Here is an 11645-nt window from a genome sequence, read left to right on the forward strand (position 1 = left end):
GCCCCAGCACTCGGCCCCGCAGCAGCCCGCGCCCCCGTCGCAGGGGCAGCAGCCCGCGCAGTCGGCCCCGCAGCCGCGGCCCTCCGCGCCGCCGCAGGGCCGGGAGGCCGCGCCCGCCCCCGAGGCCTCCCCCAGTTCGTACGGGGCGGAGCCGTCGTGGTCCGTGGCCCCCGAGGACGACACCGCGGAGGCCGACGACCCGGATCTCGTCGACTCCGCTCTCTCCGGCCACGAGCTGATCGTCCGCGAGCTGGGCGCCACGGTCGTCGAGGAGTTCACCAACGAGCAGTGAGGCGGCGGGGCCGAGCGGTCGGCCTGCCGGCCTGCCGGCCGAGCAGCGGATCTGCCGGGCGAGCGGCCGGCCTGCCGGGGGAGTGGCCAACCCGCCGGCCGAGCCGTGCGGGTACCGGTCGGCGCCGTCGCGGCAGTCGGGCGGTGCAGGTACCGGCCGAGCCATGCGGATACCGGCCGTGAAGTGCAGGCACCGGCCGTGCAGCGCAGGTACCAGCCGAGCCGTGCGCCGAGCCGTCCAGGCACCGGCCCAGCCGTGCAGGTACCAGCCGGGCAGTGCGGGCACCGACCATGCAGCGCGGGCACCGGCCCGGGCCGTGCAGGTACCGGCCGGGCCGTGGTGGGCCCGTCCACGGACCGGTGGCCGTCGGGGCTTTCCGCGGCCGGCGGCTAGGCTGCACCCCGTGAAGGTCCTCGTCATCGGCGGCGGCGCCCGCGAACACGCCCTGTGCCGCTCTCTGTCCCTCGACCCCGATGTCACCGCTCTGTACTGCGCACCCGGCAACGCCGGCATCGCAGAGGTGGCCGAACTGCACCCGGTCGACGCGCTCGACGGTGACGCCGTCGCGCGCCTCGCGGCCGAGCTGGGCGCCGGGCTGGTGGTCGTCGGCCCGGAGGCGCCGCTCGTCGCCGGGGTCGCCGACGCCGTGCGCGCGGCCGGCATCCCCTGCTTCGGCCCTTCCGGTGAAGCCGCGCAGCTGGAAGGCTCCAAGGCGTTCGCCAAGGACGTCATGGCCGGCGCCGGGGTTCCCACCGCCCGCAGCTACGTCTGCACCACCCCCGCCGAGATCGACGAGGCCCTCGACGCCTTCGGCGCCCCGTACGTCGTCAAGGACGACGGCCTCGCGGCCGGCAAGGGCGTCGTCGTCACCGAGGACGTGGACGTGGCCCGCGCCCACGCGCTCTCCTGCGACCGCGTGGTCATCGAGGAGTTCCTCGACGGCCCCGAGGTCAGCCTCTTCGCGATCACCGACGGCACCACCGTCGTGCCGCTTCAGCCCGCCCAGGACTTCAAGCGCGCCCTGGACGGCGACGAGGGCCCGAACACCGGCGGCATGGGTGCCTACTCCCCGCTCCCGTGGGCGGACCCCAAGCTGGTCGACGAGGTCCTCGAAACCGTCCTCCAGCCGACCGTCGACGAGCTGCGCCGCCGGGGCACGCCCTTCTCCGGGCTGCTCTACGCGGGCCTCGCGATCACCTCGCGCGGCGTCCGGGTCATCGAGTTCAACGCCCGCTTCGGCGACCCGGAGACCCAGGTGGTCCTGGCCCGGCTGAAGACCCCGCTGGCCGGTGTCCTGCTCGCCTCCGCCAACGGCACCCTCGACGTCCTCCCGCCGCTGAACTGGCGCGACGACGCCGCGGTCACCGTGGTCATCGCCTCGCACAACTACCCGGACACCCCGCGCACCGGCGACCCGATCGACGGGCTCGCCGACGTCGCGGCGCAGGATGGGCCCGACGCGTACGTCCTGCACGCCGGAACCCGCGCCGAGGGCGACGCGGTGCTCAGCGCGGGCGGCCGGGTGCTCTCGGTGACCGCGACCGGCAAGGACCTCACGGCGGCCCGTGAGCGCGCCTACACCGCGCTCGGCCGGATCCGCCTGGACGGCTCCCAGCACCGTACGGACATCGCCCTCAAGGCATCCCAGGGCTGAGGCGCCCCGGGCCCGAAGCCCCTTGCGCCCGCCCCCGTACGCCACCGGCGTACGCGGCCGGTGCAAGGGGCTTTCGCGTGTCCGCGTGCCCCGGCGGGCCCGGGTCTCCGGTCGCTTGCCCATGGGCGCGAACACGTCAGCAGCTTTACCCAAAGCCATTCCATCGGGTGACGACTGGGCTATCCGGATGACGGCCGCCGGACCCCCAACTAGGGTGCGGCGCAAGCGTTCCGGCACTTGGCCCACCGGCATTGCGATGTCGGTGGCGGGTGCCACAGTGGGGGAGTGAGCAACACCGCCGCGAGGGCCAAGAGGGCCGCGATGAGGGCAGAGGGGGTGACGTCCGGCCGTGTCCGGTATCGATGTGGGTGAGGAGCCGGGTGCGCGGGCAGCGCAGGCCCGAGCGCTCGCCCTGCTGCGGATCCGCAGCAGGGCACTGGCCGTGGCGATCCTGCCCGCGGCCGTAGCCGTCGTGCTGTTCGCGGCGGACGCGCAGGGGCATCTGGCCGGTCCGGCCTGGGACGCCGTGCGCTGGACCGTCCTCGGCGTCGCGGTCGTCGTGCTGCTGGTGACCGTCCTGGTCGCCGTCTCCGTGGCCCGTGCGCGACCCGCCATGAGTCCGACCGTCCCTGTGCCGGAGGAAGGGGCCCCCGACCTCTACCGCCTGGTCCGTGACCTGGCCGATCGGCTCGACGTGCCCGCGCCCTCGGCGATAGCGCTGACTCCGGACTGCGACAGCTGGCTGGAGGACCGGACGCACCGCGCGCTCCGCAAGGGCCCGGGAGCGTCGGCGGAGGCCGCGGACACCGCCCCCGTCCTGGTCATCGGCTCGCCGTTCCTGTGGTGGATGCGGGTCGCCGAGCTCCGCGCGGTCCTCGCCCCTGTGGTGGCGGGCACCGGCCCGTCCGCGCATCCCGACATAGCCGCCGCCCGCCGCTTCGTCCGCGGCCTGGACGCCGCGATCGCCGATGCCGCCGCCCCCGGCCGGGGCCCGGTGCGCGGGGCGCCGCTCGCCTTCGCCGGCTGGGTCGCCCGGCTGCTGCTGCGGGCCTGCCGGGACCATGCCGCCGAGATGGAGCGCTGTGTGGCGGCCGCCGCGTCCATGCGGGCCCAGACGGTCGACTACGGGCTGCGCATCGCCGCCCAGGAGCAGGTCGGCCTCGCCTACGCCGGCTGGGACCGGCTGCTGACCCGGGTGGCGCTGCCCGCCTGGCGGATGGGCCGCTGGCCCTCCCGGCTGGACGCCGGGGTCGTCTCCGCGCTCACCGAGCTCTCCCGCCGGGACCGGCTGGCCGACGGCTTCGCCCTGCGCCTGGGCGAGCGGCCCGCGTGCGACCTGCTGGAGGAGCCCGGGGTGGCCGACGAGGCCGCGTCCCTGCTGGCCGCCCGGCTCTTCCACGGCGGCCCCGCCGAGAACGGTCCGGGCTGGGCGCCGGTGGACTGGCAGCAGTATCCCGACGAGGTCGTCGACCGGAAGTGGCGCAGCGAGGCCGCCCGGCTGCACCGGGTCCTTGACACCCTGGGCGTCCCCCGGGCTGCCGCCGCCGATCCGGCCGTCCCGACCCTGGCCCGGGTCATGGAGCACCTGTCCGGTCCCGGCGGCCCGGGCGAGGCGCTCGCGGCGGGCATCGGCGCCGCGGTCGCCCGCGAGGAGGCCGAAGCCCCGGGGGCCGGAAGCACGGGGCACGGCGGCGGCCAAGTCCAAGGCCAAGGCCACGGAGGCGCGGGGAGCGGCCCGGCCGACGACCCGCTCGACCTCTGGGGCCCGGGCCCGCTGCCCCTCTTCCCGCTCCAGCCACCGCGTACGGGCACCGAGCTGCTCGCCGACCACGTCGCCGCCATGGTCTGCTGCGCGGCCGTGGACACGGCGGGCGCGGCCCCCGGCCTGGACTGGCTGGACGGCCCCGCGCTGCTCGTCGGCGGCGAACGCCGGGCGGACCTCGCGACCCCGGTCCTCAGCCTCGTCGAGGACGGCGATCCGGACCCGCTGCTGTCCTGGCTGGCCGAGGTGGGGGTGCGCTCCGACAAGCCGGTCCGGCTGGTCTGACCCGCGTACCGGTCCCGCGTACCGGCACGGGCTGCGGATCGGAGCACGGGCTCCGGCGTTTGGACCCCGGCGTCCGGACTCCGGAGCCCACTGTTCGGAAGGGATGGTTCCGTTCCCGTCAATTCGCGACGAAGGGTGACGGGGTGCGTGCGTTATGTGATGTGCTGGGGATCGGCGCTGACATTCGGCGCACCAGAGTTGTCCGGGGGATCCCCCCGAGTTGTCCGGGGGATCCGAGGGAGGGGCGCGGCATGGGGGCGGAGCAGATTCGCCGGTGGGAGTCGGGCGCCCTCGCGCACGCGGTGAGCGACCCCTTCGGCCAGGGCCCGCTGCCCTGGCTGCGCGGCAGCGAGAACTACTTCGACGACACCGGTCAGGTCGTCCCCTGGTACGCCGACCTCGCCCGCTCCACCGGCGGCGGCACCCGTACCGCCGACGACGTGCACCGCCAGATCAAGGGCTTCGTCTCGCCCGGCGCGGCGGCCCCCGGTGAGGCCATCGACTTCCACATCACCGTGGACCCGCCCCAGCAGTTCTCCGTCGACGTCTACCGGATCGGTCATTACGGCGGCGACGGCGCGTCCAAGATCACCACGAGTCCGCGGCTCTCCGGCATCGTCCAGCCGCCCCCGCTCGCCGCCGACCGGACCGTCTCCTGCCACCACTGGTGGATGTCCTGGCGGCTCCAGATCCCGAGCTACTGGTCGGTCGGCGCGTACGTGGCCGTTCTGACCACCGCCGACGGCTACCGCTCGCACATCCCCTTCACCGTCCGCCACGACCACCCCGCCGACCTGCTGCTCCTGCTGCCCGACATCACCTGGCAGGCGTACAACCTCTACCCGGAGGACGGCCGCACCGGCGCCAGCCTCTACCACGCGTGGGACGAGCGGGGGCGGCTGCTCGGCGAGGAGGACGCCGCCGTCACGATCACCTTCGACCGCCCGTACGCCGGGGCCGGCCTGCCGCTGCACGTGGGGCACGCGTACGACTTCATCCGCTGGGCCGAGAGATACGGCTACGACCTCGCCTACGCCGACGCCCGCGACCTGCACGCGGGCCGCGTCGACCCCAGCCGCTACCGGGGCCTGGTCTTCCCCGGCCACGACGAGTACTGGTCGCTGCCCATGCGCCGGGCCGCCGAGCGCGCCCGGGACTCGGGCACCTCGCTCGTCTTCCTCTCCGCCAACACCATGTACTGGCAGGTGGGCCTCGCCCCTTCCGCGTCCAACGAGCCCGACCGGCTGCTGACCTGCCGCAAACGCCGGGGGCCCGGGAAGTCCGCCCTGTGGCGCGAGGTGGACCGGCCCGAGCAGCAGCTCCTGGGCATCCAGTACGCGGGCCGGGTGCCGGAGCCCCACCCGCTGGTCGTGCGCAACGCCGAGCACTGGCTCTGGGACTCCACGGGCGCGGTCGACGGCGACGAGATCCCGGGCCTGGTCGCCGGCGAGGCCGACCGCTACTTCCCGCGCACCAGCCTGCCCGAGCACGACAACCGGATCCTGCTCGCCCACTCCCCGTACGAGGACTCCGAGGGCGCCACCCGCCACCAGGAGACCTCGCTCTACCAGGCCCCCTCCGGCGCGCTCGTCTTCGCCTCCGGCACCTTCGCCTGGTCCCCGGCCCTGGACCGCCCCGGACACACCGACCGCCGGATCCAGCGGGCCACGGCCAACCTCCTCGACCGGATCTGCAAGCGGGACTGACGTCTGGCAGGCGATCGGGGTATCTGCCGCTTCATCAGGGCAAACGCGCCTGCCGCGCCTGCACTTCTCCTTCACGAGATCTTGTTCCATGTGTGGCTGCCGTGTAAGTTCACGTCACCTGCGGCCGGTTGGCCGCGATCGAGCAGCTGCATCGCTGCCCAGGGGGAATCCCTGGTGCTCGGGTTCTGAAGCCGAGGCCCGACGCTGCCTCGCACCACGGGGAGATCACGAAATGGGTTCCACGAGACCTGCGCCGAGCCGTGCCGCCTCGGTGGCCGCCACGTTCTCCTCGTTCCGGAAGACCGGGTGCTGACGAAGGTGACCGCACTTCCGCGCATCGTCGGGGCGACCGCCCTGCTCGCCCTGACGATGTGTGCCTGTTCGACCTCGGGGGTGGGGGGCGGTGAGCCGAAGCTCGGCTCCGTACCCACCCCCGGGCACCTCGACTCGGCCCGGATCACCACGCCGCTCGACGCCTACCTTCCGTCGCCCGAGGAGAACTACACGCTCAAGAAGGCACGCGTGCTCCTGGTCAACTCCTGTATGCGCGAGCTCGGTTATGCGCAGAATCCGCAGCCCCTGACGCGGTTCAGCGGCAAACCGTACCTGGAGCACGGGGAGTTCTCCGTCGTGCCGCTCGACCAGGCGGAGCGATACGGCTACAAGCAGTCTCCCGGCGACGAGGAGAGCGGCGCGGAGGCCGAGTCCCGGTACGGAAAGAGCGTGACGGATGTCCAGGGCGGCCTGCTGAGCGGCAAGGCCTCCACGTTCAACGGCAGGAAGGTCCCGGCACAAGGCTGTGAGGGCGAGGCCCTGCGGATCATCACGAAGGGCGCGTCGACCGCGGAGGAGGTCACCCTGCCGGACGGGTCGGCCGCCGGCTCCGGCAAGGGCGGCTTCGGCGAGGGCTACGCCGAGATGGTCGTCTCGTCGGCTCGCGGAAAGGCCATGGCCAAGGTCCGGGAGGACAGCCGCTTCCAGGAGGTCACCGAGCACTGGTCGGACTGCATGGAGAAGCAGGGGTACGACTACGACTCCCCGAGCAGTGCCTGGAACGACAAGAAGTGGGCCGACGCCACCCGGGCGGGGAAGCAGGAGATCGCCGTAGCCGTCGCCGACATGGGCTGCAAGCAGAAGGTCAACTACCTGGGCGTGGGTATCGCGGTGGAGACGGCCTACGAGAAGCAGGTCATCGAAGAGAGCGCGGAAGTCCTCGAGGACGCCAAGGACAAGACGGCCAGGTGGATTCAGAATGCGAACCAGGCGATCGAGAAGCGCTGACCCCGATACGGCAACCACAAGGCCGGCGCACGGCACCCCGGCACCGGCCCTGGCCCGTCGCAGGCGGGTGCTGATCGCCGTGGTCGTGGGGGCGTTGGTGACCGGGGGCGCGGGGTTCGGGCTCTCCACCGTGGTCCGCTCACCCGCGCAGGCCGCCGCCGAGGCCGGGGCCCCGGAGCGCGACGTGCTCACGGCCGACGTCGAACACCGGGTCCTGCGTTCCTCGTTGGTGATCCGCGGGGAGGTCGCCGCCGAACGCACCTTCACGGTGTCCGCGGCGGTGAACGCGGCCGAGGGCGCCGAACCCCTGGTCACCAGGGCGCCGTTGCGGGCCGGTGACCAGGTGCGGGCGGGGAACGTGCTCGTGGAGGTCTCCGGGCGTCCGGTCTTCGCGCTGCCCGGATCCCTGCCCGCCTACCGTGACCTCAAGCCCGGATCCCGCGGAAAGGACGTGACCCAGCTGCGCGAAGCGCTGGCCGGCCGGGGCTTCTCGTCGGTGGCCGATCCCGCGGGCGAGTTCGGTGCCGCCACCCAGGCCGCCCTGGAGGCCTTCTACCGGTCCCTCGGATACGACCCCCGCCCGGTCGCCGAGGACGGGGCCGACCGCGTCGAGGCCGCCACGACAGCCGTCACCGAAGCCGAAAGAGCCCTGCAGGACGTCCAAGCGGCGGACTCGCGGGAGGCGAAGGCCGTCGTACGGGCCGAGGAGGACCTGGGCCGGGCGAGAGGCGCGCTGGCCGACGCGCGTCTTCAGGCCGGGGCCATGATCCCCGCATCGGAGGTCGTCTTCCTGGACCGCTTCCCCGCCCGGGTGGAGTCCGTCGCCGCGCAGGTGGGGGACCGCGCCCCCGGAGAGGTGATGACCATCTCCTCCGGCTCTCTCGGCGTACGGGGAGCGCTGACCCCCAGCCAGCGCGACGCGGTGGCGGCCGGGCAGAAGGTGCGCGTCCTCGCCGAGGCGACCGGCGACGAGTTCGACGGTACGACCGGATCGGTCACGGATCCCGACGGCTCGTCACAGCAGTCGGAGGGCGAGGGTGGTACGGAGAACGGCGCGGGGGATCCCGGCGACGGCGCCATGGCGATCCTGAACGTCACACCGGACAAGAAGCTCGACGCGGCGCTCGTCGGCCAGGAAGTACGCCTCACCATCGAGATCAAGGCCTCCCGGGGCAAGGTCCTGGTGGTTCCCTTCTCCGCGGTGTCGTCCGCCGCGGACGGCAGCACCGTCGTCACCGTCCTCACCCCGAACGGCGAGCGCCGCCAGGTGCGCGTACGCCCCGGACTGGAGGGTGACGGCAGCGTCCAGGTGACCCCGTTGCCGCAGGACGCGCTCACCCCGGGTGACCGGGTCATCGTCGGCAAGGCCCCGGGCGGCGAGGACGAGGCCCGGTGAGCCCCGTACCGGTCATCGAGTTCCGCGGTGTCGGGCTCACCTACCCCGGCCCGCCGCCCGTCCCCGCCTTCCTCCCCGTCGACGTCGTCGTCGCCGGTGGGGAGTACGTCACGATCACCGGGCCGTCCGGGTCGGGCAAGTCGACGTTCCTCAACATCGCCGGTCTCATCGACGCGCCCACCTCGGGGCGTTACCTGCTCGACGGCGTGGACACCACCGGCCTCCCGGACTCCGAGCGGGCCGGGCTGCGCGGGCGGCGCATCGGCTTCGTGTTCCAGTCGTTCCACCTGCTGCCGCACCGCAGCGCCCTGGAGAACGTGGCGCTCGCCATGGTGTACACGGGGGTACGCCGCCGGGAACGTGCCGCGCGCGCCCGGGACGCCCTCGTACGGGTCGGGCTCGGCCATCGCGTCGACGCCCTGCCGACCAGGCTCTCCGGCGGCGAGCGGCAGCGCGTGGCCATCGCGCGCGCCTTGGTCGCGCGGCCCTCGCTCCTGCTGTGCGACGAACCGACGGGCAACCTCGACACGGCGACCGCCGCATCGGTTCTCGCCCTTCTCGATGATCTGCACAAGGACGGAATGACTCTCGTCGTCATCACCCACGACACCTCGGTCGCGGCCCGTGGCAGCCGCACCCTGACCATCCGCGACGGCCGGCTCACCGAGCCTCCGGCCATCCGCGACGGTCGGCTCACCGAGCCTCCCGGCCGGGACACTCCGACCGCCGTGCTCCGCACACCGGCGCACCGGGCCGACGCGTGACGCCCGCCGGGCGGGGCGCCCGGCGAGCCGGACGGCGTCGCCGGGGGAGGGGCCGAAGCCCCGACCGGGCCGGCGTCTCCCGGTTCGCGCCGCGCGACCTGCTGTCGGAGGCAGTCGCCGGCATCCTCCAGCGGCCTGCCCGCTCGGCGCTCACCGCGCTCGGCACGGTGCTGGGCATCGGAGCGTTCGTGGCCGTCCTGGGCCTGACGGCGACGACCTCGTCCCAGATCGACGGCCGCTTCAACGTCCTGACCGCCACCGAGGTCACCGTCGAGGACGTAGGAGCGTCCGACGGATCGGCGATCGGCGTCTCCTTCCCCGAGGACGCGGCCGCCCGGATCGAACGGCTCAACGGCGTCTCCCACGCGGGCGTCTACTGGCCGGTGAGCCTCCCCGAGGGCGACAGCGTCCGGGCCTCTCCCGTGGGCGCGACCGTCGGCGAGGAGGAGACCCAGGTGGCGGCGGCCGGACCGGGCGTGCTGCGCGCGGCGCAGCCCACGCTCAAGGAAGGCCGCCTCTTCGACGAGTACCACGAGCGGGAAGCCGTGCCGGTGGCCGTCGTCGGCTCGGGGATGGCTGCCCGCCTCGGCATCACCACGCTGGAGAGCCGCCCGGTGGTGTTCATCGGGGACCGCCCGTTCACGGTCATCGGCATCATGGGCGACGTCCGGCGCAAGGCGGACCTGCTGCTCTCCGTGGTGGTCCCGGCGAGCGTCGCCGCCCGTGAGTGGGGTGAGCCGGGCACGGGGGCTCCCGCCAGAATGCTGATCTCCACCGACCTGGGCGCGGCCGCCCAGGTCGCGGACCAGACGCCCCTGGCGCTGGACCCGGCGCACCCGGAGCGCTTCAAGGCGGTCCCCCCGCCGGACCCCAAGGCACTGCGCGACACCGTCGGCTCGGACCTGAACCAGCTGTTCCTCCTGCTGGCCGTCGTCTGCCTGGTCATCGGGGCGGTGGGCATCGCCAACACAACGCTGGTCGCCGTCCTCGAACGTACGGGGGAGATCGGGCTGCGCCGCACGCTGGGCGCGCGGGGCCGGCACATCACCAGCCAGTTCCTGGCCGAGTCCGCGGCCCTGGGCGCTCTGGGGGGCCTGGTGGGGACCGCTCTGGGCGCACTGACCGTGGTGGCCGTCGCGATGGCACGGCAGTGGACGCCGGTCGTGCACCCCACGACGCTGCTCGCCGCCCCGCTGATCGGCCTGGTGACGGGGCTGCTCGCCGGCGGGTACCCGGCGTGGCGCGCCAGCCGGATCGAGCCCGCCGAGGCGCTGCGGCGCTGAGGGGAGCCCTCCCGGCGCTGCCTACACGGGCGGCCCGGGGCCCGCGGCGTACCGGGAGGCGAAGCCCGAACGGGCCGGCACGACGACGGCCACCGGCCCCCTGCGCGCGCCGCCCCGCGGATACGGGACAATCGGAACCGCTCCTGGATCAATCTACGCGGAGGCACCGTGTCCGGTTTTGTAGAAAAGCCCGAGCCCGTCGAGGTCCCGGGCCTCACCCACCTGCACACCGGCAAGGTGCGTGACCTGTACCGGAACGAGGCTGGCGACCTCGTCATGGTCGCCAGCGACCGTATCTCCGCGTACGACTGGGTCCTGCCGACCGAGATCCCCGACAAGGGGCGCGTGCTCACCCGGCTCTCCCTCTGGTGGTTCGACCAGCTCGCCGACCTGGTCCCCAACCACGTCATCTCCACCGAACTGCCCCCGGGCGCCCCGGCCGACTGGGCGGGCCGCACCCTCGTCTGCAAGAGCCTGCGCATGGTCGAGGTCGAGTGCGTGGCCCGCGGCTATCTGACCGGCTCCGGGCTCGTCGAGTACGACGCCACCCGTACGGTCTGCGGCATCGGGCTCCCCGAGGGCCTGGTCAACGGGTCCGAGTTGCCCGGCGCGATCTTCACCCCGGCCACCAAGGCGGCCGTCGGCGAACACGACGAGAACGTCAGCTACGAGGAGATCGCCCGTTCGGTCGGCGTGGAGACCGCCGCCGAGCTGCGGCGCACCACGCTCGACGTCTACCGCCGGGCCCGGGACATCGCGCACGAGCGCGGGATCATCCTGGCCGACACCAAGTTCGAGTTCGGCTTCGAGACCACCGAGGACGGGACCGAGCGGCTGATCATCGCCGACGAGGTGCTGACCCCGGACTCCTCGCGCTTCTGGCCCGCCGCCACCTGGAAGCCCGGCCGCGCGCAGCCCAGCTACGACAAGCAGTTCGTCCGCGACTGGCTGACCTCGCCGGCCTCCGGCTGGGACCGCAAGAGCGAGCAGCCGCCCCCGGCGCTGCCGCAGGAGATCGTGGACGCGACCCGCGCCAAGTACATCGAGGCGTTCGAGGTGCTGACCGGCACCAGCTGGGCGTAACGACCCGCGGACACGGGGGGGGGGGGCCCCCCCCCCCCCGGGGGGGGGGGGGGGGGGGGGGGGGGGGCGCCCGGGGGGAGAGAGGGCCCCCCCCCCAGACGGGGGTGGGGGGGGCGAACGAGAGAGCGGGCCCGCGGGG

8 protein-coding genes and 1 pseudogene are annotated in these 11645 nt (G+C 73.9%); all 9 read left to right on the forward strand.

Going from position 1 to position 11645, the window contains the following annotated elements:
• Positions 1-292 (forward strand): annotated as a pseudogene (locus tag JS521_RS28500) (DNA polymerase III subunit gamma and tau); the annotation flags it as partial.
• A 403-nt stretch (positions 293-695) separates the two neighbouring features.
• On the forward strand, positions 696-1946 hold the full coding sequence (gene purD / locus JS521_RS28505; protein WP_205085836.1) for a phosphoribosylamine--glycine ligase: 1251 nt from the start codon (positions 696-698) through the stop codon (positions 1944-1946).
• A gap of 349 nt (positions 1947-2295) precedes the next feature.
• On the forward strand, positions 2296-3993 hold the full coding sequence (locus tag JS521_RS28510; RefSeq protein WP_205085837.1) for a M48 family metalloprotease: 1698 nt from the start codon (positions 2296-2298) through the stop codon (positions 3991-3993).
• 251 nt (positions 3994-4244) lie between these two features.
• On the forward strand, positions 4245-5699 hold the full coding sequence (locus JS521_RS28515) for a N,N-dimethylformamidase beta subunit family domain-containing protein (protein ID WP_205085838.1): 1455 nt from the start codon (positions 4245-4247) through the stop codon (positions 5697-5699).
• Positions 5700-6005: 306 nt separating this feature from the next.
• Positions 6006-6980 carry a hypothetical protein gene (locus JS521_RS28520; RefSeq protein WP_205085839.1) on the forward strand — a complete coding sequence of 325 codons (975 nt, stop codon included), beginning with the start codon at positions 6006-6008 and terminating at the stop codon, positions 6978-6980.
• A 67-nt stretch (positions 6981-7047) separates the two neighbouring features.
• A complete protein-coding gene (locus JS521_RS28525; RefSeq protein WP_307847967.1) occupies positions 7048-8376 on the forward strand; it encodes an efflux RND transporter periplasmic adaptor subunit in 1329 nt (442 codons plus the stop codon).
• Entirely contained in the window at positions 8373-9140 is a 768-nt protein-coding gene (locus JS521_RS28530; RefSeq protein WP_205085840.1) for an ABC transporter ATP-binding protein, read from the forward strand. Before JS521_RS28525 ends, JS521_RS28530 begins: the two co-directional genes overlap by 4 nt.
• Entirely contained in the window at positions 9137-10423 is a 1287-nt protein-coding gene (locus JS521_RS28535; protein WP_205085841.1) for an ABC transporter permease, read from the forward strand. Before JS521_RS28530 ends, JS521_RS28535 begins: the two co-directional genes overlap by 4 nt.
• A 168-nt stretch (positions 10424-10591) precedes the next feature.
• Positions 10592-11506 (forward strand): phosphoribosylaminoimidazolesuccinocarboxamide synthase, encoded by a 915-nt coding sequence (locus tag JS521_RS28540; RefSeq protein WP_205085842.1) that lies wholly within the window; start codon positions 10592-10594, stop codon positions 11504-11506.
• Positions 11507-11645 lie beyond the last annotated feature (139 nt).

Origin of the sequence: Streptomyces durocortorensis, from assembly GCF_016901035.1 — a bacterium.
GTDB classification, from domain to species: Bacteria; Actinomycetota; Actinomycetes; order Streptomycetales; family Streptomycetaceae; genus Streptomyces; species Streptomyces durocortorensis.

Bases quoted from the DNA above. Each gene is read 5' to 3' on its own strand.
- JS521_RS28515 (WP_205085838.1), top strand. From the start codon at position 4,245: ATGGGGGCGGAGCAGATTCGCCGGTGGGAGTCGGGCGCCCTCGCGCAC.